The sequence below is a fragment of the Roseiarcus fermentans genome (assembly GCF_003315135.1).
Taxonomy (GTDB): Bacteria; Pseudomonadota; Alphaproteobacteria; order Rhizobiales; family Beijerinckiaceae; genus Roseiarcus; species Roseiarcus fermentans.
In genome coordinates, this window is the sequence record NZ_QNRK01000009.1 from 3,132 (window position 1) to 30,092 (window position 26,961).

The 26,961-nt window shown below is 68.2% G+C and carries 25 protein-coding genes and 1 pseudogene; 14 read left to right on the forward strand and 12 right to left on the reverse strand.

The genetic code is table 11. The features are described from left to right. A pseudogene (locus DFR50_RS32885) lies at nt 1-110 on the reverse strand (indole-3-glycerol phosphate synthase TrpC); the annotation flags it as partial. Between the two features lie 173 nt (nt 111-283). On the opposite strand from DFR50_RS32885, the gene DFR50_RS09385 reads away from it, so the two are divergent. Beyond that, nucleotides 284-1,072: a PEP-CTERM sorting domain-containing protein gene (locus DFR50_RS09385; RefSeq protein ID WP_113888949.1), complete on the forward strand. Its 789-nt coding sequence runs from the start codon at nt 284-286 to the stop codon at nt 1,070-1,072. Between the two features lie 570 nt (nt 1,073-1,642). Here the strand turns inward: DFR50_RS09385 and trpC are convergent. The 4 genes from trpC to DFR50_RS32005 form a co-directional block, all read right to left on the reverse strand. Next, on the reverse strand, nt 1,643-2,437 hold the full coding sequence (gene trpC / locus DFR50_RS09390) for an indole-3-glycerol phosphate synthase TrpC (RefSeq protein WP_113888950.1): 795 nt from the start codon (nt 2,435-2,437) through the stop codon (nt 1,643-1,645). A 13-nt stretch (nt 2,438-2,450) separates the two neighbouring features. Continuing rightward, nucleotides 2,451-3,464: an anthranilate phosphoribosyltransferase gene (gene trpD / locus DFR50_RS09395; protein ID WP_113888951.1), complete on the reverse strand. Its 1,014-nt coding sequence runs from the start codon at nt 3,462-3,464 to the stop codon at nt 2,451-2,453. 15 nt (nt 3,465-3,479) lie between these two features. Continuing rightward, complete coding sequence (locus DFR50_RS09400; protein ID WP_113888952.1) at nt 3,480-4,082, reverse strand: anthranilate synthase component II; 603 nt, start codon at nt 4,080-4,082, stop codon at nt 3,480-3,482. 160 nt (nt 4,083-4,242) lie between these two features. Continuing rightward, nucleotides 4,243-4,404 carry a hypothetical protein gene (locus DFR50_RS32005; RefSeq protein WP_170153126.1) on the reverse strand — a complete coding sequence of 54 codons (162 nt, stop codon included), beginning with the start codon at nt 4,402-4,404 and terminating at the stop codon, nt 4,243-4,245. A 209-nt stretch (nt 4,405-4,613) separates the two neighbouring features. Between DFR50_RS32005 and gcvA the strand changes: the two genes are divergently transcribed. After that, nucleotides 4,614-5,531: a transcriptional regulator GcvA gene (gene gcvA / locus DFR50_RS09405; RefSeq protein ID WP_113888953.1), complete on the forward strand. Its 918-nt coding sequence runs from the start codon at nt 4,614-4,616 to the stop codon at nt 5,529-5,531. 420 nt (nt 5,532-5,951) lie between these two features. Here gcvA and DFR50_RS09410 read toward each other — a convergent pair whose 3' ends face one another. From DFR50_RS09410 to DFR50_RS09430, 5 genes are all read right to left on the reverse strand, one after another. Next, a complete protein-coding gene (locus DFR50_RS09410; protein WP_113888954.1) occupies nt 5,952-6,620 on the reverse strand; it encodes a response regulator transcription factor in 669 nt (222 codons plus the stop codon). Continuing rightward, nucleotides 6,595-11,475, reverse strand: a complete 4,881-nt coding sequence (locus DFR50_RS09415) for a PAS-domain containing protein (protein ID WP_170153127.1) — start codon at nt 11,473-11,475, stop codon at nt 6,595-6,597. The genes DFR50_RS09410 and DFR50_RS09415 overlap by 26 nt, the downstream gene beginning before the upstream one ends. A gap of 87 nt (nt 11,476-11,562) precedes the next feature. Beyond that, a complete protein-coding gene (locus tag DFR50_RS09420) occupies nt 11,563-12,264 on the reverse strand; it encodes an HAD family hydrolase (RefSeq protein WP_113888956.1) in 702 nt (233 codons plus the stop codon). Beyond that, complete coding sequence (locus tag DFR50_RS09425) at nt 12,240-13,763, reverse strand: UxaA family hydrolase (RefSeq protein ID WP_113888957.1); 1,524 nt, start codon at nt 13,761-13,763, stop codon at nt 12,240-12,242. The genes DFR50_RS09420 and DFR50_RS09425 overlap by 25 nt, the downstream gene beginning before the upstream one ends. Before the next feature lie 33 nt (nt 13,764-13,796). Continuing rightward, nucleotides 13,797-14,465, reverse strand: a complete 669-nt coding sequence (locus tag DFR50_RS09430; protein ID WP_170153128.1) for a GntR family transcriptional regulator — start codon at nt 14,463-14,465, stop codon at nt 13,797-13,799. A gap of 632 nt (nt 14,466-15,097) precedes the next feature. Here DFR50_RS09430 and DFR50_RS09435 point away from each other — a divergent pair. From DFR50_RS09435 to DFR50_RS32010, 11 genes are all read left to right on the forward strand, one after another. Further along, complete coding sequence (locus DFR50_RS09435) at nt 15,098-16,330, forward strand: polysaccharide pyruvyl transferase family protein (RefSeq protein ID WP_113888959.1); 1,233 nt, start codon at nt 15,098-15,100, stop codon at nt 16,328-16,330. A gap of 604 nt (nt 16,331-16,934) precedes the next feature. After that, nucleotides 16,935-17,864: a carbohydrate kinase family protein gene (locus DFR50_RS09440; RefSeq protein ID WP_170153129.1), complete on the forward strand. Its 930-nt coding sequence runs from the start codon at nt 16,935-16,937 to the stop codon at nt 17,862-17,864. 98 nt (nt 17,865-17,962) lie between these two features. Further along, entirely contained in the window at nt 17,963-18,373 is a 411-nt protein-coding gene (gene sdhC, locus DFR50_RS09445; protein ID WP_113888961.1) for a succinate dehydrogenase, cytochrome b556 subunit, read from the forward strand. 11 nt (nt 18,374-18,384) lie between these two features. Then, nucleotides 18,385-18,774, forward strand: a complete 390-nt coding sequence (gene sdhD / locus DFR50_RS09450; protein WP_113888962.1) for a succinate dehydrogenase, hydrophobic membrane anchor protein — start codon at nt 18,385-18,387, stop codon at nt 18,772-18,774. Nucleotides 18,775-18,801: 27 nt separating this feature from the next. Next, nucleotides 18,802-20,637, forward strand: a complete 1,836-nt coding sequence (sdhA, locus tag DFR50_RS09455) for a succinate dehydrogenase flavoprotein subunit (RefSeq protein WP_113888963.1) — start codon at nt 18,802-18,804, stop codon at nt 20,635-20,637. A 312-nt stretch (nt 20,638-20,949) separates the two neighbouring features. Further along, nucleotides 20,950-21,198: a type II toxin-antitoxin system Phd/YefM family antitoxin gene (locus tag DFR50_RS09460; RefSeq protein ID WP_113889115.1), complete on the forward strand. Its 249-nt coding sequence runs from the start codon at nt 20,950-20,952 to the stop codon at nt 21,196-21,198. Next, nucleotides 21,198-21,611: a type II toxin-antitoxin system VapC family toxin gene (locus DFR50_RS09465; protein WP_113888964.1), complete on the forward strand. Its 414-nt coding sequence runs from the start codon at nt 21,198-21,200 to the stop codon at nt 21,609-21,611. The genes DFR50_RS09460 and DFR50_RS09465 overlap by 1 nt, the downstream gene beginning before the upstream one ends. A gap of 98 nt (nt 21,612-21,709) precedes the next feature. After that, on the forward strand, nt 21,710-22,492 hold the full coding sequence (locus DFR50_RS09470; RefSeq protein WP_113888965.1) for a succinate dehydrogenase iron-sulfur subunit: 783 nt from the start codon (nt 21,710-21,712) through the stop codon (nt 22,490-22,492). 313 nt (nt 22,493-22,805) lie between these two features. After that, the gene (locus DFR50_RS09475) at nt 22,806-23,381 is read left to right on the forward strand and encodes a phosphatase PAP2 family protein (RefSeq protein WP_147262709.1); all 576 of its coding nucleotides are present in this window, start codon (nt 22,806-22,808) and stop codon (nt 23,379-23,381) included. Between the two features lie 342 nt (nt 23,382-23,723). Next, nucleotides 23,724-23,975, forward strand: coding sequence for a hypothetical protein (locus DFR50_RS09480; RefSeq protein ID WP_147262710.1), 252 nt, complete (start codon nt 23,724-23,726; stop codon nt 23,973-23,975). Between the two features lie 50 nt (nt 23,976-24,025). Then, the gene (locus tag DFR50_RS32010) at nt 24,026-24,193 is read left to right on the forward strand and encodes a hypothetical protein (RefSeq protein WP_170153130.1); all 168 of its coding nucleotides are present in this window, start codon (nt 24,026-24,028) and stop codon (nt 24,191-24,193) included. 222 nt (nt 24,194-24,415) lie between these two features. Here the strand turns inward: DFR50_RS32010 and DFR50_RS09485 are convergent, their stop codons facing one another. Both DFR50_RS09485 and DFR50_RS09490 read right to left on the reverse strand, forming a co-directional pair. Further along, complete coding sequence (locus tag DFR50_RS09485) at nt 24,416-25,066, reverse strand: GNAT family N-acetyltransferase (protein WP_113888968.1); 651 nt, start codon at nt 25,064-25,066, stop codon at nt 24,416-24,418. Nucleotides 25,067-25,159: 93 nt separating this feature from the next. Further along, on the reverse strand, nt 25,160-26,146 hold the full coding sequence (locus tag DFR50_RS09490; protein WP_113888969.1) for an NADPH:quinone oxidoreductase family protein: 987 nt from the start codon (nt 26,144-26,146) through the stop codon (nt 25,160-25,162). Nucleotides 26,147-26,297: 151 nt separating this feature from the next. Here DFR50_RS09490 and DFR50_RS09495 point away from each other — a divergent pair, with 151 nt between their 5' ends. Then, the gene (locus DFR50_RS09495; protein WP_113888970.1) at nt 26,298-26,948 is read left to right on the forward strand and encodes an invasion associated locus B family protein; all 651 of its coding nucleotides are present in this window, start codon (nt 26,298-26,300) and stop codon (nt 26,946-26,948) included. Nucleotides 26,949-26,961: the final 13 nt, after the last annotated feature.

Sequence of the window (26,961 nt, forward strand, 5' to 3'; positions counted from 1 at the left end):
GTCGCCGCGGCCACGTCCTCGTGGCGCATCAGCGCTTCGCCCACGAGGAAGGTCTCGATGCCGGCGCGCGCCAGGCGCTTGCAGTCGGCGTGGGTGGCGATGCCGCTCACGGGATCGAAACTTGCCCTTTTCAAGTCATTCTTTGCGTGAGCGAAATTGCGCCGATGGCGAAGTCTGCTCAGGGTCGGTCTCCCGCGTTCACCATGCCCTCGGCAAATGGCCGCTTCTTGCGCGAAGGAGACAGCCGGAGACGACGATCAGCTGGCATAGCGGGCGACGGCGTATGTTTTTCATGTTGACTTTTGCCGAAGCCAACCTTGTATTCTACGAACGGCCCAGCTTCACGCTCGCCGCTTTGCGGTGCGCTTCCGCGTCAGACTGGCCTGACCAGAACCCGGTTTGGGGAACATTCACGAGGTCCGACATGAAATGGGGACGAAGCACGATCGCGGCGTTCGCTCTTTTCGCGGCGATGCCGATCGTTGGCGCCGGAGCGTCCGAGACGTACGCCTACGTCGGGGATCCTTTCACTCAGTTTGACAGTCCCACCTACACCAGCTCAGATTATGCGGCCCTGTCCTTCACCCTGCCGTCCGCTCTCGGCGACAATTTCAGCGGCGCCGTCGAACCGACGTCGTTCACGGCGTCGGACGGCATCGAGTCGTTTTCGAACGGGCCTTTGTCCTCGATCATAGCGGTCGTAGACACCAACTCCACGGGTCAAATCTCGGAGTGGGCGATCTTTGCCTGGTACTCCTACGGAACGTCTTCGACTCCCGGCACGAACGCACGTCAAGTTTTCACTTCGTATGGTCTTGGGGATTCGGTCACTGCGATCAACGACCTCGTGGGAAATCACGCTTCAACCCAAGATCAGGTCCAGCTTTGGCAATGCCCATTCAATCAGTGCGAGGAGTACGCCGAAGCATCGACCTTTTCCAATCCAGGCAGTTGGACAGCCGTCGCCAGCGACGCTCCCGAACCCTCCACGTGGGCGCTCATGATCATCGGCTTCGCCGGCCTCGGCTGCATCGGCAATCGGTGGCGCACGGGCGCTCCAGTCGCCGCCTGATCGTAACGGCATTTACGCTCGAGAGGCCGCCTCCGGGCGGTCTTTCTGTTTGGCCATGACACGGCGAACTCGCGAAGCTCGGTCGCCGCTCTTCCTGCCAATTCTCCACGTGCAGTCCCCTCGCCTGCCGGAATGCGGCGTCGGCGGTTCGCGCGCAGAGACCCTCATCGAGCGGCCGGTCCGACGCGCGAGCGCGTCCGGGCGGCTTTCGAGGTCGGGGGGGCAAGCGCAACGCCAACATGACGTCCTCCGAGGTTGCTATCCATGCATGGCGAACAAGTCCTTGACAGCCGCTCAAGTATGTTCCACCTTTGTTCTCATTAACCCGGAGCGAGACCCGCGCTTGTCCGACCCCATCGCCGAGCCGGACGCTTTCCGCAACCGCAGTCCCGCCGCACGCCCGCACGCACTCGCCATGACGGCGCTGTTCGCGGCCGGCTTGGGACTTACGCGCGGAACCAGAACGCGTCGCAACCCACTGCAAAGGCTCAATTCGCGAGCCGAGACGGCTCGGGCCCTCTGGCGGCCCGGCTTACGCGACCCGTCCGAAGAAGGACGGTCGGCTACCCCTCACATCCCCGTCAGCAGGGTCCGGGTCGCCGCGGCCACGTCCTCGTGGCGCATCAGCGCTTCGCCCACGAGGAAGGTCTCGATGCCGGCGCGCGCCAGGCGCTTGCAGTCGGCGTGGGTGGCGATGCCGCTCTCGGCGACGACGATCTTGTCCGCAGGCGCCAGCGGCTTCAGCCGCTCGCACACCTCGAGCGAGGTTTCGAAACTGTGCAGGTCACGGTTGTTGACGCCGATCAGCCGCCCTTCCAGCGACAGGGCGCGCTTGAGTTCGGCCTCGGTGTGGGTCTCGATCAGCACGTCGAGCCCGAGGTCGTGGGCGGCCTTGTTGAGGATCCGGGCGGTCTCGTCGTCGACCGCGGCCAGGATGATCAGGATGCAGTCGGCGCCCCAGGCGCGCGCCTCGAGCACTTGATAGGGGTCGAACAGGAAGTCCTTGCGCAGGATCGGCAGGTGCGTCGCCCGGCGCGCCTTGACGAGATGCTCGGGCGCGCCCTGGAAGGACGGGGCGTCGGTCAGCACCGAGAGACAGGCGGCGCCGCCCGCCTGATAGGCCCGGGCGAGCGCCTCCGGATCGAAGTCCTCGCGGATCAGGCCCTTCGACGGGCTCGCCTTCTTGATCTCGGCGATCAGCGCGAACCGCCCCTCCTCGGTCGCCCGCTCGAGCGCCTTGATGAAGCCGCGCGGCGGCGACTGCCCGGCGATCTCGCGCTCGAGCGTGCCGCGCGGCACCCGGACCTTGGCGTCGGCGATCTCGCGCCGCTTGTAGGCCTCGATCTTCTTCAGGATGTCGGTCATCGGCGTCCCCCGCTCAAGCGTTCGACACGGCGATCAGACGCTCGAGCGCGCGCCGCGCCGCGCCCGAATCGATCGCCGCCGCGCCCTGCGCGACGCCGTCCTTGAGAGAAGCCGCCCTGCCGGCCACGACCAGGGCCGCGCCGGCGTTGATCAGGGCGATGTCCCGGTAAGCGCCGGGCGCGCCGCTCAACGCCAGGCGAAGCGCCTCCGCGTTGTGCGCGGGATCGCCGCCCTTGAGCGCCGAAGGCTCGGCGCGCTCGAGTCCCGCCTCTTCCGGGGTCACCTCGAAGGCGTGGATGACGCCGTTCTTCAGTTCGACCACCCGGGTCGGGCCGGTCGTGGTGATCTCGTCGAGCCCGTCGGAACCATAGGTGATCCAGACCCGCTCGGAGCCCAGATTGCGCAGCACTTCCGCCATCGGCTCGAGCCAGGCGGCGGAGAAGACGCCGATCAGCTGCCGCCGCACGCCGGCCGGATTGGACATCGGCCCGAGCAGATTGAAGATCGTGCGCGTGCCGAGCTCGACCCGCGTCGGCCCGACGTGTCGCATGGCGGCGTGGTGCGTCGGCGCCATCATGAAGCCGATTCCCGCTTCGCTCAGGCACCGTTCGACGCCTTCGGGCGGGAGCCCGATCTTCACGCCGAGCGCGGTCAGCGTGTCGGCCGCGCCGGACCGCGAGGAGGCGGCGCGATTGCCGTGCTTGGCGACCGGAACGCCGCAGGCGGCGACCACGATCGCGGCCAGCGTCGAGACGTTGTAAGAGCCGGAGCTGTCGCCGCCGGTGCCGACGATGTCGATCGCCGCCTCGGGCGCCCGCACCGCCAGCATCTTGGCCCGCATCGCGGTGACGGCGCCGGTGATCTCGTCGACGGTCTCGCCGCGCACGCGCAGCGCCATCAGGAAGCCGCCCATCTGCGACGGCGTCACCTCGCCCGACAAGATGGCGTTGAAGGCGGACTCCGCCTCGGCCCGGCTGAGGGTCGCGCCGGCCGCGACCTTGGCGATCAGGGGCTTGAACGATTCCATGAGCCGCGGGCCGCCCTAGTGCGTCTGCCCGCGCGCGTGGAAAGCGGCGGCCAGATCGAGGAAATTGCGCAGGATGTCGCGGCCGTGCTCGCTGGCGATGCTTTCCGGATGAAACTGCACGCCGTAAACCGGCCGGTCGCGATGCGCGACCGCCATGATCAGCCCGTCGTCGGTCTCGGCGCTGATCTCGAGGTCGGCCGGGGCGGTCGAACGCTCTATGACCAGCGAATGATAGCGCGTCGCCTGGAACGGCCCGTTGAGACCCCTGAACAGGCCGCGCGCATTGTGGGCGATCGTCGACACCTTGCCGTGCATGGGCGCGGGCGCGCGCACGACATCGCCGCCGAAGGCCTGGCCGATCGCCTGATGGCCGAGGCACACGCCCAAGATCGGCGTCGTCGCGCTCGCCTCGCGCACGAGGTCGAGGCAGATCCCGGCTTCGTTCGGCGTGCACGGCCCGGGCGACAGAACGATCGCGCCCGGCGCCTCCGCGAGCGCCTCCGCGACGCTGATCTCGTCGTTGCGCCACACTTTCACCTCCGCGCCGAGCTCACCCAGATAATGGACGAGATTGAAGGTGAAGCTGTCATAGTTGTCGATCAGCGTGACGCGCGTCATTCTACGTTCCGGTTGACCCTGAGCCGGTCTTTTCCGACGCCCCATGGCGCGCGTCAAGCGTGGGCCGTCCAGCGTCGGCGCCGATCGGGAGCGGGCGCCCACGCGAAAGCGGCGGCGCAGGAAACCTGCGCCGCCGCGCGACGAATTCGGGGGCCTGAATTCAGAGGTGCGAGGCGACCACGCGCCAGCCGTCGACGATCGCGTCCTCGTAGCCGATCGCCGCGGCGCGATCAGCCTCGGTCATGCCGACGTCGTCGAGATAGCGCGACGGGAGCGCGGCGAATCGGCTGCGCTCGGCGGCGATCGAGGCGCGGTCCGCCAAAGCGTTTAGGATTTGTTTACTGATCCGAAACGGCGCGGCGATTGCCCCTTGCCGAAGGGAAGCTTGCGATCCGGCGACTGCCCCGAGCATATCCGTGCACCTCTATATCAAATCCGCGCGTCATGCGCTTGTGTCGGACCCCGATATATGGCGAACTGGCGTTCTTTCAAGGCAATGTTTATGCCGTGGTGGGATAGGTGGGCTTTACGATGGGTCCTGTTCACAGGCTTCCGCCGCTGACCGCGCTGCGGGCGTTCGAGGCGGTCGCGCGCAAGCTGTCCTTCGCCAGGGCGGCCGAGGAGCTTCACGTCACCAAGGCCGCGGTCGCGCAGCAGGTGCGGGCGCTGGAGCAGGAGATCGGCGTCCCCCTGGTCGCGCGCTCCGGCCGCGGCCTCGCGCTGACCGAGGCGGGCGCGGCCGGAGCCCCTGGCCTCGCCGAGGGCTTCGCCGTTCTCGCGCGCGCCGCCCGCGCCATGCGCGAGGCGAAGGGACGCCGGTTTCTGGTGATCAACTCGAGCCCGTCGTTCGCGGCGACCTGGCTCGTCGGCCGGATCGGCCGGTTCAAGGGCCGCCACCCCGAGATCGACGTGCTGCTCGACGCCAATCCGATCGACGACACGCTCGATTCCGGAACCGCCGACGCATTGATCCGCTGGGGCGCGGGCGACTTCGCCGGACTCGCAACCACGCTCCTGTTCAAGGAGAACGTCTTCCCTGTCTGCTCGCCGGACCTGCTCGGCGGCGACAACCCCCTGCGCTCGCCGGAGGACCTCGCGCGCCACACGCTGCTCCACCTCGAATGGAGTTCCGCCTATCCCTCGTGGCCGGCCTGGTCCGACTGGCTCAAGGCCGCGGGCGCGAGGTCGGTCGAAGCGCGTCACGGGGTGTTCTTCAACAACATGGCGATGGCGATGCGCGCGGCGGCGCAGGGTCAGGGGGTGGCCCTGAGCTCGCTCGCCATCGCCGCCGACGAACTGGCGGCCGGCCGGCTCGTCGCGCCGTTCTCGACGGCCGTCGCGACGCCGTTCGGCTATTACTTCCTGTGCCGTCCGGACGAGGCGCAGGCGCCGCGGATCAAGGCGCTGCGCGACTTTCTGGTCGAGGAGGCGGCGTTGTCGGCGGCGTGAGCGAACGGGGTCGGCGACTTGCCGACGTCGATCAGCGCCTGGGCGAAGCCCTTCCTATTGATGGTGAACTGGCCTCCGCGCCGCCCACGGCGCGAATCGAGAACTGTTCCGCCACGGCGTGCGGCGCCCCGACGATCGAAAGCGTTGCGCGGGCGCTCGCGGTCGATCCGAAAGCGCTGGCCCTGGCGCTGGCGCTGGAAGGAACGACATGTCCCGCGACGCTGTCGGACCTGCGGCGTCGTCTCGCCGTCGGCTATCTGGAAGGGAGCGAACTCGCCTTCGACCAGATCGCCATACTGCTCGGATACGGCGGCGGCGCCATGCGTTCCGGCGGTGGACCGGGACCTCGCTGTCCGCCGCGCGGCGGGGTCGTCTCGCGACGACGGCCTGAGCCGGCGCAGGGTCGCCGCGCGCGCCTCGTCAACTCCCGTCGAGCCAGCCTTTGCTCGATGCGTAGCGGACGAGTTCGACCCGCGTCTGAAACCCGAGCTTCTCCATGCCGCGCGCCTTGTAGGTTTCGACCGACTTGACGCTGACGTTGAGCTGGGTGGCGATCTCCTTGTGGCTGTAGCCGGCGGCGGTGAGTTTCAGAACCTCGTTCTCGCGCTCGCTCAACTCCACCCCCGGGCGGTTTTCGATATCCTGCTTCTGCGACGGCCCGCCGAGCAGCTTTCCGGCGATCAGCGGATCGATGTAGACGCCCCCCTCGGCGACGAACCGGATCGCGCGGACGAGCTGGTCGCCCGAGGACCGCTTGAGAATGTAGCCGTTGACGCCGAGTTCGAGCATTTGCCGCAGATAGCCGACGTCTTCATGCACCGTATGCACCAGGATCCGCGTGCGCGGCGCGGCCTCCCTCAGCCGCTCGGCGACCTTGGTCCCGCCGAGGCCCGGCATCGAGACGTCGAGCACCAGCACGTCCGGCTTCAGGTCGGTCGCGAGCCTCGCAGCGGTCACGCCGTCCCCGGCCTCGCCGACCACGATCATGTCCCCGCTCGATTCGATCAGCGCCTTGACGCCCGCCAGGACCACGGGATGGTCGTCCGCCACGACGATACGCAATTCAGCGACGGGTGTCTGTCGAGGCATCGAGCGTCACACGGATGATGAGGGCCGTCCCCTCGCCGGGCCTGGTTTCGATCTCCAGGCCGCCGTGGATAGCGGCCAGGCGTTCGCGCATGCCGAGCAACCCCAGGCGGGAAGAGGCGCGGGTCAAAGTCTCGGGGTCGAACCCGACCCCATTGTCCTCGACGATCATGACCACATCGTTCGCCGAAGCTTTCAGGACGACCCCGACGTTTCCGGCGTGGGCGTGTTTGACTATGTTCGTTATGCCCTCCTGCAAGACCCTGTAAAGCGCCGTTTCGACATTGCCGGGCAGTCTTCGTCCTTTCAGGGCCAGATGGACGTCGAAGCGCATCCCGGAGCGACGCGCCCACTCGTCGAGGAATTGCTGGATCGCCGCCTCGAGGCCGATATCGTCGAGCGCGGTCGGGCGCATCTCCCAGGCGAGGCGGCTGACCTCGTTGCCGATCGCGCCGGTCAGGCCCTTGAGATCGGCGACCCCGGCGCGCAGCGGCGACCCGACCGCCAGGCCCTGATTGAACGTCTCCAGCTTGATGTTCACCGCCGCCAGGTATTGCCCGAGGGAATCGTGCAGTTCGCGCGCGATCCGCTGGCGTTCCTCTTCCTGACGGTCGACCACGCTGCGCAGGACCTCGGACAGTTTCGCCTCCGCCGCCCGCTGGTCGGTGACGTCGACGTAGCTGGCGCGCAGCAGACGGACATTCGACTGCAGCCGGACGAGGGTCACGCGGGTCAGTCGTTCTTCGCCCGACGGTCTGCGGATGCGTCGCTCGTAGTTGACTTCCTCGCCGGCGAGGGCGCGTTCGTTGTGCTCGGCGAGGGATTGCGCCAAAGGCGGCGCATCGGGTCGGTGCGCCGCGTGGAAATGCTGGGCGCCGCGCTCGAGAATCACCTCGCGAGACACGCCGAACAGCCGCTCGGCGGCCTTGTTGGCGGCCACGAGGCGATCGTTGTCGAAGTCGATGAGCAGGATCGCGTCGGGCGCCTCCTCGATCAGCATGCGGAAGCGTTCCTCGCTGGCGCGCAGCGAGGCCTCGGCCCTGCGGCGCTGCGAGATGTCGCGCAGGAACAGGATGCGGCCCAGGAACTCGCCGTCGGCGGTCTCGAGCGGGGAGGAGATGCGATCGAGCACGCGGCCGTCCCGCAGGGTCAGTTCGTCGTGAACCAGTTCCGCCGGATGCTCGCTGTCATGCCGCACCCCGCGCAGGAACGCCTCGCCGTCGAGCATGCGCTGGGCGGCCATCGCCAGCGCCGGCCCGTCGCGTCCCGGCGCCAGGAGCTCGGCGGGCAAGTCCATGATCTCGCCGAAGCGCTTGTTGACAGAGAGAATCCGCGCCGCCGGGTCGACCACCAGAATCCCGTCGGGCGACGATTCATGCACCGCGGCGAGGATCGCCGCCGCCGACGCGAGCGCCCGTTGCGCCGTGTTGCGCGCGGTCACGTCGAGAACGATGGCGATCGACGCCAACCTGCCCTCGACGGTCGACCGCGAGGCGTTGACGAGGATCTCGATGACGCCGCCGTCGCGGGCGCGCAGGGTCGAGGCGATCTGCGCGACGGCGCCGGTCTCGAACTGCCCGCGCAGATGACGCATGACCACCGGACGCTCGCCTTCGGGAACGATATCCAGCAGCGGCCGACCGACGAGTTCGTCGCGCGCGTATCCGATCATGCCGGCGAAGCAGCCGTTGCAGTAGCCGATCGTTCCGTCGTCGCGGACGATCACGATTCCGGCGACGTCCTGTTCGACGAGGCTGCGGAACTTCGCCTCCTCCTCCCGGATCCGCGCTTCGTTGCGCTCGCGTTCGGTCACGTCGTGCAGCACGAACAGGCCGCCCCGGTCCGGCATCGGGCGGAAATACGCTTCGACCCGCCGGCCGTCGTGCATGGTTCGCATCGCGCTCCTGGGCTCCTGCGCGCGGAACCGGGCGAGGCGCTCGCGGACGGCCTCCTCCACGTCCTTGTCGCCGTAGTCGCCCCGGGCGGCGCAGAACCGGACCAGGTCCTCGCGCGACCCCCCGGGCGTCAGCAGTCCCGGCGGCGCGCCCAGCATGTCCGCCATCACCGCGTTGCACATGCGCAACCTGAGGTCGGGGCCGTAGACCGCGATCGCCTCGCCGATGTTCTCCAGCACCGTTTCCAGGAGCGCGGTCTTCTCCGCCAGCTTCGCATCCTGCTCGGCGCGTTCGGTGACGTCGCGGAAGATGTAGATCCCGCCGCCGTCGGGCGTCGGATTGAACCGGGTTTCGAACACGCGTCCGTTAGGGGTTCTGCGAGTCCGGGTCCACGGTTTCCGGCGGCGGAACTGGGCGATCCTGTCGAGCACGGCCGCCTCCGCGTCGACATTGCCGAGGTCGCCGCGCAAAGCCTGAAATCGAACGATGTCGGCGAACGGAGTTCCCGGCCGGCCGAGCTCGGCCGGCGCGTCGAACATCGTCGCCGCGGCCGCGTTGAACGTCCGCAGCCTCAGATCGGGGCCGTAGACCGAGATCCCCTCGCCCATGTTCTCCAGGGTCGCCTCGAGGAGCGCGGTCCGCTCGGCGAGCTTGGCTTCGGCGTCGGCGCGTTCGGTGACGTCGCGCATCACGTAGACGCCGCCGCCGTCGGGCATGGGATTGAAATGGACGTCGACGACACGCCCGGCGAGCACGACCCTCTCGCTCCAGCGCGCTCGCGCCCGGAACCGCCCGATCCGCTCACGGACGCTCGCGTCCGGATCGACGTCGCCGAAGTCGCCGCGCTTCGCGCGCAGCCGGATGATCTCCGCCAGAGAGACGCCGGACGACATCGCCGCGCGCAGATCGAGCATCTCCGCAATGACCCTGTTGTAGGTCAGAAGCTCGAGATTCGGCCCGAAGACCGCGATGCCGTCGCCCGTGTTCTCCAGCGTGGTTTCGAGAAGCGCGGTCCTCTGGGCCAGTTTCGCCTCGGCGTCGGCGCGTTTGGTGATGTCGTGAAAGATGAAGACGCCGCCGCCTTCGGGCGTGGGATTGAACCGGAGTTCGATCGCGCGGCCGTTGCGATCGCGCCGCGTCTCGCTCCAGGGCTCTTGCGCCCGGAATCGGGCGATGCGGAAGGCGACCAGGGATTCGACGTCGCCTTCGCCGAAGTCGCCGCGCTGGGCGCGGAACCGCATCACCTCCTCGAACGAGGTGTCCGGCTGCAGCAGCGCGGGCGGCAGCTCCAGCATATCTATGCAGATCTTGCTGCGGATCACCAGCCGAAGGTCGGGACCGTACACCGAAAAGCCTTCGCCCATGTTCTCGAGGGCGGCTTCGAGGAGCGCGCTCTTCTGGGCCAGTTGCGCTTCGAATGCGGCGCGCTCGGTGACGTCCCGGTACATGTAGATGCCGCCGCCGGCAGGCGTGGGCGTGAACCGGGTCTCCATGACGCGCCCATCGTTGAGGCGGCGGGCGCCGACGAATGGCTTTTGCGCAAGGAATTGGGCGATCCGGGGCGCGACGAAGGACTCGACGTCGCCGCTGCCCGTCTCGTCGGTTCCGGAGAGAAAGCGGAGGACATCGTCGTAGGCGGCGCCGGGTCGCGCGATTTCCGGCGGAATCTTTCCCATCCGGACCGCGAAATCATTGACCAGCAGCAGCCTGCGGTCGGCGTCGAAGGCGGCGATGCCCTCGCCCATGTTTTGCAGCGTCGCTTCGAGAAGCGCAGTCTTCTCGGCCAGCTTCGACTCCGCTTCCGCCTGCTCGGTCACGTCGCGCAGGACATAGACGGCGCCGCCGTCGGGCAGCGGGTGGAAGCGAACCTCGATCAGGCGGCCGTTGGGCCGGCGTTCGGTCCGGATCCAGGGCCGTCCGGCGCGAAACTGCGCGACGGCGTCCCGGACGCGGGCCTCCGCGCCGACGTCGCCGAAGTCCCCGTGGGCGACGCGGAGCCGCACCACGTCCTCGAAATCGGTCCCGAGCCGCGCGAGTTCCGGCGCATCGAGCAGCTGCGCCGCGGCGTCGTTCCACATCATAAGCTTGAGATTTCGATCGAAGACCGCTATCCCCTCGCCCATGTTTTCCAGGACGGTTTCGAGAAGCGCGGTCTTCTCGGCCAGCGCGTTCTCCCGCGTCTTGAGGTCCGTGATGTCGGTACGGAGCGCGACGAGCCCTCCGTCCGAGGTCCGGCGTTCCTCGATGCGGATCCAGCGCCCGGCGACAGTCAACTGCTCGATGGCGCCGGACGGGTTGCGGCGCCGCTCAGTCCGCGCGCGAACCCATGCCTCCTCCTGCCCCGGTTCGACGGGTCCGTGCCCCCGGTCGAGCCCGGCGCGGAGAATGCGGTCGAACGGCGCGCCGGGGCGCAGGACGTCGGCGAGCGCTGGATACATCTCGCGTGTGGCCTGATTGCACACGACCAGCCGGTCGTCCGAATTGTAGAGGAGAAAGCCGCCCGGAATGATCTCGATGGCGTCCCCGAGGCGCCGCTCGGCCTCCTCGGCGCGACGGAGGGCTTCCTCCAGCCGGCGGGTCAGGTCTTCCGCCCTCTGTTCCGCCTCGATGCGCGCCGTGACGTCATCGCCCGAGATGACGAGCCCGCCGATGGCGCCGTCCCCGTCCCGCCACGGGCATATCTCGTAGCTGAGCCATCGAACGCGGCCGTCGGGACGGACGAACCGTTCTCCCTCCGAGGTTTCGATCGCGCCCGCCAGGCACCGCCGATGCGCCCCCTTCCAGATCCCGCCTCCGTCCGGATAGTCTTCGTAATGGCCGCGGCCGACCGGCGTCCGTTCCAGGCCCATGAACGCGAGCCATCGCGCGCTCGCCGCCAGGTACCGCATCTCGCGGTCGAACATCGCCATCGCCTTGGGCGATTGGGCGACGAACTGGCGGAGGCTGTCAGAGACGAGAACCATGGCCGCAATCATAGCAGCGCCACGGGGAATTCCGCTACGACGCCGACATTTCGTCCGAGCCGTCCGCGACGCCGCGGGCGGCGGCCCTCACGCGCGCAGGCCCGCCGGCCGGGCGACCCGCTGCTCGATCAGGGCGACGATGCGCGGGTCGGCGAAGTCGGCGACGCCGAACAGCGCGCCGGCCTCGATCAGGGCGCGTTCGTCGAGCGAGGTGGCGAGGCCGACGACCGCGAGGCCGGCCGCGGCGGCCGAGCGGACGCCGGTGGGCGAGTCCTCGAAGGCCACCGAGCGGGCGGCGACCGCGCCGGTGAGCTCGAGCCCGCGCAGGTAGGGCAGCGGGTCGGGCTTCGCCCGTTCCAGCTCCGCGCCGACGATCACGATCCCGAGCCGGTCGGCGAGACCGAGCGCGGCCAGCACCGCCTCGGCGTTGGCGCGGGGCGCGTTGGTCACGACCGCGCGCTCAAGCCCGAGCCGATCGGCGAAATCCAGCAGCGCCGCCGCGCCCGCGATCGGTTCGATGCCTTCGAGGTCGGCGCGATAGGCGGCCTCCTTCTCCTCCAGCGTCGCGCGCTGGCGTTCGGGGGAGAGATGCGGAAGGAACAGTCTTCCGATCAACTCGTTCGACGCGCCGTGAATGCGGGCGTTGTAGGTGTCCTGGTCGACGGCGATGCCGAAGGGCGCGAACACGCGCCGGAAGGCGGCCAGGTGCTTCGCGTCGCTGTCGACCAGCGTGCCGTCGAGATCAAACAGAAGCGCCGCCCCGCTCACATCGTCGCCCCGATCTGCCACGGCGCGAACTCGGCCTCGCCGTAGCCGAGCGCTTCCGACTTCGTCGGCTCGCCCGACGCGACCGCCAGGATCCTTTCGAAGATCTCCCGGCCCTTGTCGGCGATCGACACGCCGTCCAGCACGTCGCCGCAGTTGATGTCCATGTCTTCGATCATCCGCCGGTAGACCTCGCTGTTGGTGGCGAGTTTGATCGAGGGCGTCGGCTTGCAGCCGAAGGCCGAGCCGCGGCCGGTGGTGAACGCGAGCACGTTGGCGCCGCCTGCCACCTGCCCTGTCGCCGAGACCGGATCGTAACCCGGCGTGTCCATGAACACGAATCCCCTGGCCGTCACCGGCTCGGCGTATTTGTAGACTGCGTTGAGCGGGGTCGTCCCGCCCTTCGCGGCGGCGCCGAGCGATTTTTCCAGGATCGTGGTGAGGCCGCCGGCCTTGTTGCCCGGAGACGGGTTGTTGTTCATCTCGCCGCCGTTGCGGGCGCAATAGTCCTCCCACCAGCGGATCCGCGCGAGCAGCTTTTCACCCACTTCCGGAGTCGCCGCCCGGCGGGTCAGCAGATGCTCGGCGCCGTAGATCTCCGGCGTCTCGGAGAGGATCGCGGTCCCGCCGTTGCGCACCAGAATGTCGGCCGCGGCCCCGAGCGCCGGATTGGCGGTGATGCCGGAATAGCCGTCCGAGCCGCCGCACTGCAGCGCCAGCGTCAGCGCGCTGGCCGGCGCCGGTTCGCGGCGGACGGCGTCGAGCCGGGGCAGCATCGACCGCACCCGCTCGAGCCCGGCTTCGACCGTCTTGCGGGTGCCCCCGGTCGCCTGGATGGTCAGACTCTGGAACGAATCGCCCTCGACGAGGGAATATTCCTCTTTCATGCGGGAGATCTGAAAGACCTCGCAGCCGAGCCCGATCATCAGCGTGGCGCCGACGTTCGGATTGGCGGCGTAGCCCCACTCGGTCCGCATGAAGGTCTCGAACCCCTCGCCTTTCGACGCCATGCCGCAGCCGGTTCCGTGGACGAGGGCGATGACGCCGTCGACGTTGGGGTAATCGGCCAGCATCCCGGAGCGCTCGACCTCGCGCGCGATCAGCCGCGCCGTCGTCGCCGAACAGTTCACCGAGGTGAGCAGCGCGAGATAGTTGCGCGTCCCGACCTTGCCGTTGGCCCTGCGGAAACCGTCGAAGGTCGGCTGGTCGGCGACCGGCGCGATGACTTCGGGGACCGCGCCCTCGCCGAAGCGATGCTCGCGGGCGAAATCCTTCATCGCGCAATTGTGCTCGTGCACCCATTCGCCGGCTGCGATCGGCCGCGAGGCGACGCCGATGACCTGCCCGAACTTGAGGATCGCTTCGTCGGCGGCGATCGGCGACACCGCCATCTTGTGGCCCCTGGGAATGCGCTCGCGCGCGGTCGCGCCGCCCTCCAGCGTGGCGGAGGCGGGAATGTCGTCGATTGCGACGACGACGTTGTCGGCCGCGTTCAATCGCAGGCTGCGCGGCGTGGCCGCCATGGCTGTCTTGCTCCTCGACGTTATGGTTGCGGCTCAGGCCGCGAAGATGCCGGGCCGCTCCTGCGCGACCCTTTCCAGGAGTTCGGCGGTCACGCCGAGGTGGCGCGTCATCGCGTCGCGCGCCGCCGCGGCGTCGCCGGCCTCGATCGCCCGGGCGACCGCGCGATGCTCGGCCAGCGCCTCCCGGATGCGGCCGGGCGGCGCCATCAAGATCCGCCGCACGCGCTCCAGATGAACGCGAAGTCCGTCCAGAACCTCGCCGGCCCGCGCCATCGCGAGGCGGGCCGTGAGGATCTGGTGGAACGCGACGTCGGCGCCGTAGAAGGCCGCGCGGTCCTCGGCGTCGACGGCGGCTTCCGCCTCCGTCAGATTGGCGCTCAGCGCCTCCGTGTCGGCGGGCGTCATCCGGCGCGCGGCCTCGGCGGCGATTTCCCCCTCGAGCGCGCTGCGGATGAACAGCCGCTCGCGCACGTCGTTGAGCGAAATGCGCGAGACGAACGATCCGTGCTGGGGCGCGACGTCGACGAGCTGGTCATAGGCGAGCCGGCTGACCGCGGCCGAGACCGGATAGCGCGAGACGTTGAACTTCTCGCACAGCTCCGCTTTCTCGATCAGGCTGCCGGGCTCGAGCGCGCCTGTCAGAATGGCTCTCTTCAGCTCGCCGTACACGGCGTCGGCTTTCGAATGGGCGCCCTTGGCCAATGTTCCTGCCCACAAACGGCAGCCCGCGACCCCTCTGTCGGCTCCGAGCTGACATGCTAGAGGCTAATGAGCCGTCGCGGACTCGTCAATGCCGCTCGCGCCGAGGGATCGGGCTGGCCATCCCGGTTCACGATCGTTCGGGTCGGGCGCCGCCTGCGGCCCTTCGTTCTGGATCTCTCGTGGCCGCCGCGGGCGAGGCCGGGAGCCGAACGGCGCAGGGCGGCCGTGGTCTCGGGTCGGCGGTCGCCCATGATCTCGACGCACAGCAGCGAGCCCATGCGCCCGGCGCCCCGTTGGGCGCGCGCCGTGGGCGGAAGCGGCGCCCGAAGCCGAGCCGTCGGCGTGTTCGACGAGGGTCGCGAACGCTCCCGATCGTCTGAAGACGCCAACAGACGCACGCGGAAGCGCGGCCGCCCCATTCGAGCCTCGAAGTCGAAGCGCGGCCGCATCGAAGCGCCCTCCGACGAATTAAATATACATATTTTATAGAATCTCTTGACGAAGTTCGTTCGCCGTGGAAAGAACGACTGCGCCGCAAAGGAGAACGTCCGTCTTGCGTTCGACGATGCGCAACCCGGCGAGGTCGCTCCTTGTTGCGACGCGCACCCGAGCAACCACCAGACGAGTCTGACATGCGACCGATATTGGAGGCCGAGTTCGAAGTTTCCCACGAGCTGCCGAACCCCGACGCAGCGGCGCGCGATCCCCTGATCCACGAGCTCTACGCGCGCATCCTGCTTCGCGCCCCGGACGCCTCCGGCCTCCGGCACTACCGGAATGGCTTCGACGACGCCAAGATCGCGCAAGAGATGTTCCTGAGTCGGGAACTGTATCGGCTCGTCATGTCGGGCGCATACTTCGACCGTCGACGGCCGCGCTTTCCGCGCGTTCTGCTGCTCGCCCCATACGGAAACGGCAATTTGGGCGACGCCTTGCAGGCGCAATCGGTGCAGCGCCTGATCAACGCGGTCGCGCCGGACGCCGATGTCTGGGCATGCTCCAATTATCCTGCCTCTCCGGCCCCCTTCCCGTTCGCGCACGATCGCGTGTTGTCGCCGCCCGTGGTCTGGTCCACGCCGATCATCAATCAGTTCGACCTCGTGGTCATCGGCGGCGGAGGGGTCTGGGGAGTCGAAGTGGAGCCTTTCAACCATGCCGACTGGCAGGAAGCGATTCAGGCTCCGGTGGCGATCTTCGGGGTCGGCGCGAGCCGACCTTACCTGCAACCGAGTTTGCCGCTCCTGAGAAAGGCCTGCTACGTTTCGGGACGGGATGACGACAGCCTCGAGTGCCTTCGGGAAGTGCGCCCGGACACAGAGTTCGTTCCGGATCCGGTGTTGGGGGACCCGACCTATCGCCTGCCCGTCGATGACCGTCCAACCGGCGCAATCAGCATAAAGGCGAGCCGAAAATTATGGATACTGAACTGGAAGTCGTACGCGCCGCACAAGCGCGCGTTCCAGGAGATGTATAATCCCGATCTGGATAAGGTATGCTTCTTGCTACCGGCAATCGACTATCCGATCGTCGCGCATGTTCCGGACGCGCAGCCGATCTACGACGTCGAGGAATTATTCGATCTGATGGACGAAGTCGACATTGTCGTGTCGACACGATACCATGGGGCCATTCTCGCGATGCTCCGGCGAAAACCGGTCGTCGGCATTCATGAGCGAAAGATCCGATTGCTGTTCGAGCGTCGGGGCGCCGGTGGCGCCGTCTACGAGACGCTGTCCGAGTTGGCCGGCTTCGATTGGCGGATTGCTGAACCATCCGAGGCATTCCTCGAAGAAAACAGGACGCTGACCTCGAACGGCATGGTCAAGGCCCTGCAGGCCATCCGCTCCCGCGTGGGAGGCGACTGAGCGCGCTTCGGCCGCCTGTCCGTCGACCCTCTCGACCGGCGAGGCGTGGCCGCGAGCGACGACGCCGCCCGCGGGCTCGTCGAGGACGAGCAGCCGCCGCGCCCCGGTCTCTTTCGGAGGCGCTCGGGCGGCGTTCGACGCACGGCCTGCATGGCCGGCGCCGCGAGCGAATTCGCCCCCGCGATCGCACAGGCCCCGCCGACGGACGCGGTTTTTTCCCGGCGACCGTTGATTCGGATCGGCGGAGCCGACAATGTCGAGCCTCTTCGGCGGAGGCGAACATGGCTGCGCTCGACGGGAATTTCATAGCGGGCGCGTGGATCAAAGGTCCAGCCGCGTCCTGCAACCTCGACACGTCGAACACCGGCGACATCGGCGGCGAATCGGCGCAAGGCGATTCCCGCCGGATCGAAACCGCGACCGCAGCAGCCCGGGCCGCCGTTCCGCGGTCGCGGACGACCGCACAGGAACGGCGCGATGTCCTCGCCGGCGTCCCGGCAGAGAGTCTCGCGCGCCGCGGCCGAGTTTCGCGCGACCCCGAGAACGGTCTATACGGGGGCCCGAACAGCCATTCGCGAAGCAAGAAACAAAGGCGGGAGCTCGTATGATCCTGATATCCGGCGAAGCGCTGATCGACCTCATTCCCGACCCGGAGCGGGAAAACGCCTACGACGCGGTGCTCGGCGGCTCGCCCTACAACGTGGCGATCGGACTGGGCCGGCTGGGCGCCGCGACCGCGTTTCTCTCGCGCATCTCGACCGACGGAAACGGCGAGGCGCTGGCGGCGGGGCTTCGCGACAACGGCGTCGACATTTCGCTGGTCGTCCGCGAGCCGCGCCCGACGACGCTCGCCTTCGTCATGCGCGGAACCGCCAAGACCGGCTCGCGCTATTCCTTCTACCTCGACGGAACCGCCTATGACGGACCCTGGCCGTTCCCGGCCGAATGGCCGGCGGCGGCGAGGCACCTGCACGTCGGGTCCTTCTCGGCGGTCGAGCGGCACGGCGAAGCGGTCGCGGGCGCAATGAAGAACGCCGGCGGGCGCGCGACCGTCAGCTACGATCCGAACATCCGCCCCTTCGTCACCCCCGACCGCGAGGCGGTGACGCGGCTGGTCGAGCGGCAGGCGGCGCTGGCGCATGTGGTGAAGGCGAGCGAGGAAGACCTGCTCTGGCTCTATCCCGGCCGTCCGGTCGAGGACGGCCTCGCCGCCTGGGCCGGGGCGGGACCGCGCTTCTGCGTCGCCACCCTCGGCGAACGCGGCGCGCTGGCCATGCTCGGCGCGGAGGCGATCGCCGTCCCCGCGCCGCGCGTCGAGGTGATCGACACGGTGGGCGCCGGCGACAGCTTCATGTCGGCGTTGCTGGGCGCCATGGACCGCGACGGCGCGCTCGGCGCGGCCTCGGCCGCGCCCGACCGGGCCGCTCTCGAACGATGGCTCCGCTTCGCCGCCTGCGCCTCGGCGATCACCTGCACCCGCAAGGGATCGAATCCGCCGACCCGCGCCGAGGTCGAGCGCGCGCTCGCGGCTTGAAACGCCGCTGCTATAGGACTATCGGCGAAGGGCCGCCTGATTGCGGGCGTCCGGCGACGCAGCTAGAACGCTGGGCAAACTGAACGGGGACCGTCAACATGGCACCGATCGACGCGGCGGCAGTCAAGCGCCGTCCGAGGCCGCTTTCGCCCCACCTCGAGATCTACCGGCTGTCGATCACGATGGTGATGTCGATCGTGCATCGGATCACCGGCTTCGGCCTCTACGTCGGCGTGCTGCTGCTGGCCTGGTTCCTGATCGCCGCTTCGACGGACGCCGCGGCCTTCGGGGTCTTCGCCGCCTTCATCCAGTCGATCGTCGGCCAGCTCGTGCTGTTCGGGTTCACCTGGGCGCTGTTCCACCACATGCTCGGCGGCATCCGGCATTTCGTCTGGGACGCCGGTTACGGCCTCGACGCGCCGATGCGCGACCGGCTCGCCTGGGGCACGCTGATCGGCAGCGTCGCGCTGACCCTGATCGTCTGGATCGTCGGCTACGCCGTCTCGTAAGGAATCTCGTCATGTCCAGCAAACCCGGCGGCCTGCGAACCCCTCTCACCCGCGTCCGCTTCCTCGGTTCGGCGCAGAAGGGGACCGGCGAAGCCTGGATGGTCCAGGTCACCGGAATCGCCAACGTCCTGCTCGGCCTGATCTTCGTCCTCTTGATGCTTCGTCTCGTGCACATGGACTACAACGGCGTGCGCGCGACCCTCGGCCACCCGATTCCGGCGATCCTTCTCCTGGCGTTCATCCTGTCGGGGATCGTGCACATGGAGATCGGGATGCGCTCGATCATCGTCGATTACGTCAGCGGTCCGGCGCGCCAGTGGGCGTTGATCGCCAACGTGCTGGTGTCCGGGCTGCTCGGGCTCGCCTGCATGTACGCGACGCTGCGCATCAGCTTCATCTGACACCAATCTCGAGGACGGACACGCGCGATGGCGACGAACGGCTCCCCGGCTGAGAGCGCTCCGGCGCTCGGCGGCAAAGCCTACCCGATCACGGACCACACCTACGACGTCGTGGTGGTCGGCGCAGGCGGCGCGGGTCTGCGCGCGGCCGTCGGATGCGCCGAGGCCGGCCTGAAGACCGCCTGCATCTCGAAGGTGTTCCCGACCCGCTCGCACACCGTCGCCGCGCAGGGCGGAATCTCGGCCTCGCTCGGCAACATGGGACCCGACGACTGGCGCTGGCACATGTACGACACCGTCAAGGGGTCGGACTGGCTCGGCGACCAGGACGCGATCGAGTACCTGTGCCGCAACGCCCCGGCCGCGGTCTACGAACTCGACCACTGGGGCGTGCCGTTCTCGCGCACCGAAGCGGGCAAGATCTACCAGCGTCCGTTCGGCGGCATGACCACCGACTACGGCAAGGGGACCGCGCAGCGCACCTGCGCCGCCGCCGACCGCACCGGCCACGCGATCCTGCACACGCTGTACGGGCAGGCGCTGAAATCCAAGTGCGCGTTCTTCATCGAATATTTCGCCATCGACCTGATCCGCGATTCCGAGGGCGCGGTGCGCGGCCTCGTGGCGCTGAAGCTCGACGACGGCACGATCCACCGCTTCCGCGCCCAGACGACGGTGCTCGCGACCGGAGGCTACGGCCGCGCCTATTTCTCCGCGACCTCGGCCCACACCTGCACCGGCGACGGCAACGCCATGGCGCTGCGCGCCGGACTGCCGCTGCAGGACATGGAGTTCGTCCAGTTCCACCCGACCGGCATCTACGGCGCGGGCTGCCTGATCACCGAGGGCTCGCGCGGCGAGGGCGGCTATCTCGTCAACTCGGCCGGCGAGCGCTTCATGGAGCGCTACGCGCCCTCGGCCAAGGACCTCGCCTCGCGCGACGTGGTCAGCCGTTCGATGACGCTCGAAATCCGGGAAGGGCGCGGCGTCGGCAAGAACAAGGACCACATCTACCTGCACCTCGACCATCTCGATCCGAAGGTGCTGGCCGAACGCTTGCCCGGCATCTCCGACAGCGCGCGCATCTTCGCCGGCATCGACGTGACCAAGGAGCCGATCCCGGTCCTGCCGACCGTCCACTACAACATGGGCGGCATTCCCACCAACTACCATGGCGAGGTGCTGACCAAGGTCGGCGGCGACCCGGACGCGGTCGTGCCCGGCCTGATGGCGCTGGGCGAGGCGGCCTGCGTCTCCGTCCACGGGGCCAACCGCCTCGGCTCCAACTCGCTGATCGACCTCGTCGTGTTCGGCCGGGCCGCGGGCCTGCGCGCCGCCGAGCGGCTGAAGGCCGGCGACCGGCAGGCGGAGCTCGCCAGGGACAGCGCCGACTATGCGCTCTCCCGCCTCGACCGGTTCCGCAACGCCAAGGGCCGGACCCCGACCGCTGCGCTCCGTCTCGAGATGCAGAAGGTGATGCAGTCCGACTGCGCCGTGTTCCGCACCGCCTCCTCGCTCGAGGAAGGCCAGAAGAAGATCCACGCGGCGTGGGCCGCCGGCGCCGACGTCGGCGTGACCGACCGCTCGCTGATCTGGAACTCCGATCTCGTCGAGACGCTCGAATACGACAACCTGATCGTCCAGGCGGTGGTGACGATGGAGGGCGCGCTGAACCGGCAGGAGAGCCGCGGCGCGCACGCGCGCGAGGACTTCCCCAACCGCGACGACGTCAACTGGATGAAGCACACGCTGGCGTGGGTCGATCCGGAGCGGAAGGCGGTCAAGCTGGACTACCGGCCGGTGCATACCTATACGATGAGCAACGACATTTCCTACATCGAGCCGAAGGCGCGGGTGTATTGAGGGCCTCCGGTGAGTACTTTTGATGTCTTGCTGAGCGCAAGCGCAAGAAGCCGGGATGAATGAGAACGTGACCTTGCTGTTGTTTTCAAGAATCCATTCTGGCGCTGGGGGACGTCGGCCGGATCAAACCTGTGACGCAGGCCGAGATCGATGAGAGCAGGAAGTCGCGGTGAACCTTCCTCGTGGAAGATGTCGCGACCTTCCTTCGGCGCGCCTCCAGCGTTCGTCGTCCTCAATTCGCGAATGAATCCCAATGCGCCCCGGAACGTCATGTGGTAGCGAGCGGAGACGATGGCCCTGCGAGGCTCGGAGATGACGCTGACAATCGAGATCGGCGAAGCGCAAGCTCGCTTGACGGAGCTGATCGCCAAGGTCGAAGCCGGCGAGGAGATCGTCATCGCCCGCGGGAACGAGCCGGTCGCCCGTCTCGCGCCCCTCAATGTCGTGCGGCCCGCGCTCGTCATGAACGCGATCGACGAGATCCGCGCCGTGCGAGCCCGCGCAAAACCGGTCACGCGCGAGGAAATCCTCGCCTGGAGGCACGAAGGACATCGATTCTGATGGCTTACGTGCTCGATGCATCGTTCGCCGCCTCCTGGTTTCTTCCCGATGAAGCAAGCGAAGCAACGGACAAGCTGCTTTCGAAAGTTATCGAGAACCGGCCCGTCGTTCCGGGCCTCTTTCGGCACGAGCTCCTCAATGTGTTGCTCACAGCGGAGCGCCGAGGTCGAGTGACCGCCGCCGACGTGGACGGGGCGCTGGCCACGGTCTCGACACTGCCGATTAGCGTGAGCGCCGCCGCCGACGACCGGGCCGTGCTGAGGCTCGCTCGCGCGCACGCTCTGACTGCGTATGACGCGACTTACCTCGCGCTGGCGCTCGCGGAGCGGCTTCCGCTGGCGACGCTCGACAAGAGGCTTGCGAAAGCGGCGCTCGGCGAGAACGTCGCGCTGCTCGGACCGGTGAAACCTTGAACCGGAATATCCGCCGCTATCGGCAAAACTGCTTACGCCCCTCCCATTGACCGGATCAGCCGGGCGCGGCATGGCTGGACCGAACTCGAGGTAGTCTGATGGTCGAATTCGCCCTTCCCAAACACGCGCGCCCGACCAAGGGCAAGACCTGGCCGAGGCCGGCCGGCGCCAAGCGGCTGACCGAGTTCCGCATCTATCGCTACAACCCGGACGACGACGCCAATCCGCGCATCGACACCTATTTCGTCGACCGCGACGATTGCGGGCCGATGGTCCTCGACGCGCTGATCTGGATCAAGTCAAAGGTCGATTCGACCCTGACCTTCCGCCGCTCCTGCCGCGAGGGCGTGTGCGGCTCGTGCGCGATGAACATCGCCGGAATGAACACGCTCGCCTGCACCCGCGGCATCGACGAGGTCGCGGCGCCGGTGACGATCTACCCCCTGCCCCACGAAGAGGTGATCAAGGACCTCGTGCCGGACCTCACCCGTTTCTACGCCCAGCACGCTTCGATCGAGCCATGGCTCAAGACGACGACGCCCGCGCCCGAGAAGGAATGGCTGCAGTCGCCGGAAGACCGGGTGAAGCTGGACGGGCTCTACGAGTGCATCTTGTGCGCCTCGTGCTCGACCGCCTGCCCGAGCTACTGGTGGAACGGCGACCGCTACCTCGGGCCCGCCGTGCTGCTGCAGGCCTATCGCTGGCTGGCCGATTCGCGCGACGAGGCCAAGGGCGATCGGCTCGATTTCCTCGAGGACCCGTTCCGGCTCTACCGCTGCCACACGATCATGAACTGCGCCAGGACCTGCCCCAAGGGGCTCAACCCGGCCAAGGCGATCGCCCACATCAAGGAAATGCTGGTCGAGCGTCAGCTCGGCTGACGCTCGAGGCTGCGATTCGGGGCCCGTCGCAACAGGGACGCGCCCCGACGGGGAGCCGGCGGTCGACGACCGCGTCTGCAAGGCATAGAAGAGCCCTGCGCCCCGCCCGGCGACGGCGGGCGCCGCCTGTCGGCGGGGCTTTTGGCGATTGAGGTCTCGCGACCCGCCTTGACGGCGGGCCGCCAACCCTATTATCCTAATATGACACGGTTAAAGAGGAGATTGGCCACGCCGTCTGCGAACGTTAACGTTCTGTCGTGAAACGACGCTAGGTTCGAGTGGGATTGAGCTTGACGCTGGAGAGGCGAACGCCGTGAGTCCTGTGTCGGATATCCTGTTCCGGGCGGACATCTGGTTCGTGCGCGTCTGTGCGCGGACGGCGCGGCCCGCCCTCGCCCGCGGCCTCGCGATCGCCTTCAGCCGGGCGGGCAACGGCGGCCTCTATCCGGTTCTGGCAGTCACGCTTCTCCTCGCCTTCGGAACCCAGGCGCGCGCCGTCGTCCTCCTCGCCGCGATCAACATCGTGCTCATGCACAGCGTCTATCCGACGATCAAGCGCATGGCCGCGCGGGCGCGGCCGTTCCGGTCCTACACCGATCTCAAGCCGCTGCTCGCGACCCTCGACGAGCATTCGTTTCCGAGCGGGCACGTGATGACCCTGACCGCGGCCCTCGTCCCGATCGCGCTCGCGCTTCCCGAGACCCTGCCGCTCGCGCTCGGCGGTTGGCTCGCGATGGCCTGGGCGCGGGTCGCCTCGGCGCACCACTATCCCAGCGACATTCTCGCCGGCGCCGCGCTGGCGCTGGTGGTCTCCTACCCGCTGTCGCGACTGGGGCTCGACTGGTCCGCCGTCGGCTGGTCCGGGCTGACCTGGGCGTCGCTCGGATAGGGACGCCGCGGCCGCCTCGCGGGGGTGCGGCAAAGGGAACCGGTCTGGTTGGCGAGACCCGCGCCGCGCCGCCACGCGCGGGGTCGTCGGCGCCCGCCATGCGCGCCCGCGCCGACGGCGAGCGTGATGGCGCGACGCCGCCGCGCGGCCGTCGAATTCCGCAAGACGTCGTCCAGCGTTGCGCTGGCGGAACTCCGTCAACACGCGCTGCGTCAATGTGCCGAATTGTTCGCCTGCGAGGAATTTGCCAACCTGTCCGCATAAGAAGACCGGAGGGCACGAGGCGTAACGGCAGGAGCAGACGATGTTGGCGGCTACACTTCTATTGACTGTCCTTTATCTATGTCAGGCACGAGCGACACTCGCCCTGAAGGCGGTTCCAGCGAGGACGGCGAGGTGAGCCTGCGGCCCCTCGCCAGCGACGACGAGGCCGCCGAAAACGGGTTGGTCGAGGTCTTCGCATTCGACGCCACGCAGTCGCATGATCCGGCCGGCGCGGCCGATGACGGCGCGGGCGCGAAAGCCCGCCCGGCTTCCGAGCCATTCGCCCCGGCGACCCTGCGCGAGGCCGCCCGGGCCCTGATGAACATCTGATCCCCTTCGGCCCGAACGGCCGGCTTTCCTTCCTTTCCAAGGCTCTCGCCATGATCCGATCCAGCAAGACCGCCTCGCCAGCCTTCCGTTTCAAGGTGTTCGTCAAGGGAGGCGACGGCCGTTGGCGCGTGGCCTCCCTGCACACGACCGCCCGGGAAGCGCAGTGGACCGCCGACCTGCTCGTCAGCCGCCAGGGTTTCATCGCCCGCACGATGTGAGGCGCGCCGCTGATCGCGCCGCGCGGTAGCCGCGCTCGGACGCGCGGTGCGCGGCCAGCCGTCGCGTCGACTGCCATCAAAGAGCCGTTCGAAAGAGGCCGGGCGTCACGCCCGGCTCTTTTTTTGCCGCGCCGCCCGGCCGCCGCAACCGGGGCCAAAACGCGCAAAAGGCCGGGCGAACGCCCGGCCCCTGTTCTCGTCAGTCCGAAATCTCCGGCCGCTCTAAGCCGCGCTCCGGTTCTCCCGCTCCGCCTGCGCCGCCGGCGTCGCCACGGCGGCCGCATTCACGGCGCGCCACTGGGCGTCGAACAAGGCGACGCCGAAGTCGACCGCGTCGTCCGCCGCTTCGCGCATCAGCGAGAACGGGGTCGGCCTGCGGGCGCGCAGGCGGCCCGTCAGATTGCACTCCTCGAAGGTGAAGTGGGTCTTGAACTTCTGGGCCAGCATCCTCATGCCGATGTTGTCGGGCAGGCAGATGATCTCGATCGTCTCGACGCCGTGATTGGACGCCGCGCGCTGGATGCGCCGGAAGAGGTTCTCGCCGATGCCGCGCCTTCGGTATTCGTGCTCGACTGAAAAGGCCGCCTCGGCGTGGATGTGCCGGCCGAACGGGGCCTGCTCGCTCCAGATCGCGGCGTTCGACCGCAATTCGGCCGCGCCGACGAGGTCGCCGTCGATGAAGGCCCCGTACAGCAGGTCGCCCTGGCCGAAGCAGTGCTCGGCGTAGTGAACCAGGAAGTCGTCGGACATCCCGCCGCCAAACCGTTCGTGCCGGCTGCGCGGGTCGAGGCGCAACAGGTGGTCGCGGTAGGCTTCCATGTCCGATGGCCAGAGCCGACGGACCTCCACGGTCGCTGTTTTCGTGTCGCTCATGTTGTACCTCGCCGAGTTCGCGTCGGCGTTTCATTCCCCATATCGTTATATGCTGCGGCGCAACATAAAATCAAGCCATGGGCGCGGGATTTTTCACACGTCTGTCCCGAGTTGGAGAAGAACCTTGCCGAGCGCCTGGCGGCGCGAGATCGCCTGGAACGCCTCGAGGCGCCTTTCGATAGGAAATATTGCGTGAACATGCACTTGCAGTGCGCCGGATTCCGCCCAGGAAAGCAACTGGGACATGTTGTCGCGATTCGCCTCCGGCTCGCGGGCGACGAAATCGCCCCAGTAGACGCCACGAATGTCGCAGCCCTTGAGCAACGTCAGGTTCAGCGGCGGCTTGGGGATCTCGCCCGAGGCGAATCCGATCACCAGGAGCCGGCCCTTCCAGGCGAGGGAGCGCAGGGCGAGCTCGGTCAGCGGACCGCCGACCGGATCGTAGACGACGTCGACGCCCTTCCCCCCCGTCAGGGCTTTGAGGCGGGCGCGAAAATCCTCGGTGGCGTAGTTGATCGTCTCCGTGGCGCCGTAGCCGCGCGCGAAGGCGAGCTTGTCGTCGGAGGACGCGCAGGCGATCACCCGCGCCCCCATCGCCTTGCCGATCTCGACCGCGGCGAGGCCGACGCCGCCCGAGGCGCCGAGCACCACGAGGCTCTCGCCCGGCTTCATCTCGGCGCGCTGTTTCAGCGCGTGCAGCGTGGTGCCGTAGGCGATCGACAGGCCCGCCGCCTTGTCGAGCGCGAGCCCCGCGGGCACATGGGCGAGGCGATTCGCCGCAATGGCGATCGCCTCACGCGCGGCGCCGAAGCCGGTCGAGCCCATCACCCGGTCGCCGACCGCGAACCCGGTCACGCCCGCCCCGATCTCGGCGACTCGGCCCGCGAACTCGCCGGCCGGCGAGAACGGCGGCTCCGGCTTGAGCTGGTACTTGCCCTCGATGATCAGCGTGTCGAAGAAATTGAGCGCCGCATAGACGATGTCGACCACGACCTCGCCGGGTCCGGCGACCGGCCTCTCGACCTCCGTCACGATCAGCGTCTCTGCGGGACCAAGCGCTGGACAGATCAGGGCTTTCATACACGGCTCCTCGTTTTACTCATTCTTCATTAACCACAGGCAGGTTTACAAGGCGGGCGCTCGCGAGCAAAGCGTGGGGTCGGAATTTCGCCCCGATCCGGCGGCAAGGGGGCGCTCGCAGCGAGGGTTGGGCGGTTCGAAGGGTAGGCTTATGACATTTCGCAAGGTTTCGTCTCGTTGGCGCGCGTGCGCCGCCTGGGCCGCAGCCGCCGTGGCGCTCGCAGGCGCCGCTCCGGCCGAGGCCGTCTCGAAGAAGACCGAGGCGGCGAAGCCCAATCTGGTGGCGAGCTTCGGCGACTGGAACGTGTTCGTCGGCCAGGCGGGCCGGGGCAAGATCTGCTACGTGCTCGCCCAGCCCAAGACGCGCGAGCCGGCCGCCAAGCGCGAGGCCGGCTACGCCTTCATCTCCGACCGCCCCGTCGAGGGCGTGCGCAACGAGGTGTCGTTCATCATGGGATTCGACGTCGCGGGCGGCGCGGCGGCGGCGGCCAAGGAAGCAGAGAAGCCCGACCCCAAGGCGGCCAAGACGAAGGCCAAGCCCGAGGCCAAGGCCAAGGGCGGCGGCGTTTCGCCGGTCGCCACGGTCGGCGACGAGACTTTCGACCTCTTGCCCAAGGGCGCCAATCTCTGGGTGAAGAACGCCGCGCGCGAGAGCGCCCTCATCACCCAGATGAAGGCGGGCGTGACGCTGACTGTGAAGGCCGCCTCGACCAAGGGCTCGCCGACCACCGACAGCTATTCGCTCGAAGGCTTCTCCCAGGCGATGGACCGGCTGTCGAAGGAATGCCCCGGGAAGGGGTGAGCCCCCTTCTCCG

Excerpts from the sequence above, each read along its gene's own strand:
- DFR50_RS09385 (WP_113888949.1), top strand. The coding sequence starts at position 284 with ATGTTTTTCATGTTGACTTTTGCCGAAGCCAACCTTGTATTCTACGAA.
- trpC (WP_113888950.1), bottom strand. The coding sequence starts at position 2,437 with ATGACCGACATCCTGAAGAAGATCGAGGCCTACAAGCGGCGCGAGATC.
- trpD (WP_113888951.1), bottom strand. The coding sequence starts at position 3,464 with ATGGAATCGTTCAAGCCCCTGATCGCCAAGGTCGCGGCCGGCGCGACC.
- DFR50_RS09400 (WP_113888952.1), bottom strand. The coding sequence starts at position 4,082 with ATGACGCGCGTCACGCTGATCGACAACTATGACAGCTTCACCTTCAAT.
- gcvA (WP_113888953.1), top strand. The coding sequence starts at position 4,614 with ATGGGTCCTGTTCACAGGCTTCCGCCGCTGACCGCGCTGCGGGCGTTC.
- DFR50_RS09410 (WP_113888954.1), bottom strand. The coding sequence starts at position 6,620 with ATGCCTCGACAGACACCCGTCGCTGAATTGCGTATCGTCGTGGCGGAC.
- DFR50_RS09415 (WP_170153127.1), bottom strand. The coding sequence starts at position 11,475 with ATGGTTCTCGTCTCTGACAGCCTCCGCCAGTTCGTCGCCCAATCGCCC.
- DFR50_RS09425 (WP_113888957.1), bottom strand. The coding sequence starts at position 13,763 with ATGGCGGCCACGCCGCGCAGCCTGCGATTGAACGCGGCCGACAACGTC.
- DFR50_RS09435 (WP_113888959.1), top strand. The coding sequence starts at position 15,098 with ATGCGACCGATATTGGAGGCCGAGTTCGAAGTTTCCCACGAGCTGCCG.
- DFR50_RS09440 (WP_170153129.1), top strand. The coding sequence starts at position 16,935 with ATGATCCTGATATCCGGCGAAGCGCTGATCGACCTCATTCCCGACCCG.
- sdhC (WP_113888961.1), top strand. The coding sequence starts at position 17,963 with ATGGCACCGATCGACGCGGCGGCAGTCAAGCGCCGTCCGAGGCCGCTT.
- sdhD (WP_113888962.1), top strand. The coding sequence starts at position 18,385 with ATGTCCAGCAAACCCGGCGGCCTGCGAACCCCTCTCACCCGCGTCCGC.
- sdhA (WP_113888963.1), top strand. The coding sequence starts at position 18,802 with ATGGCGACGAACGGCTCCCCGGCTGAGAGCGCTCCGGCGCTCGGCGGC.
- DFR50_RS09460 (WP_113889115.1), top strand. The coding sequence starts at position 20,950 with ATGACGCTGACAATCGAGATCGGCGAAGCGCAAGCTCGCTTGACGGAG.
- DFR50_RS09465 (WP_113888964.1), top strand. The coding sequence starts at position 21,198 with ATGGCTTACGTGCTCGATGCATCGTTCGCCGCCTCCTGGTTTCTTCCC.
- DFR50_RS09470 (WP_113888965.1), top strand. The coding sequence starts at position 21,710 with ATGGTCGAATTCGCCCTTCCCAAACACGCGCGCCCGACCAAGGGCAAG.
- DFR50_RS09480 (WP_147262710.1), top strand. The coding sequence starts at position 23,724 with ATGTCAGGCACGAGCGACACTCGCCCTGAAGGCGGTTCCAGCGAGGAC.
- DFR50_RS32010 (WP_170153130.1), top strand. The coding sequence starts at position 24,026 with ATGATCCGATCCAGCAAGACCGCCTCGCCAGCCTTCCGTTTCAAGGTG.
- DFR50_RS09485 (WP_113888968.1), bottom strand. The coding sequence starts at position 25,066 with ATGAGCGACACGAAAACAGCGACCGTGGAGGTCCGTCGGCTCTGGCCA.
- DFR50_RS09490 (WP_113888969.1), bottom strand. The coding sequence starts at position 26,146 with ATGAAAGCCCTGATCTGTCCAGCGCTTGGTCCCGCAGAGACGCTGATC.
- DFR50_RS09495 (WP_113888970.1), top strand. The coding sequence starts at position 26,298 with ATGACATTTCGCAAGGTTTCGTCTCGTTGGCGCGCGTGCGCCGCCTGG.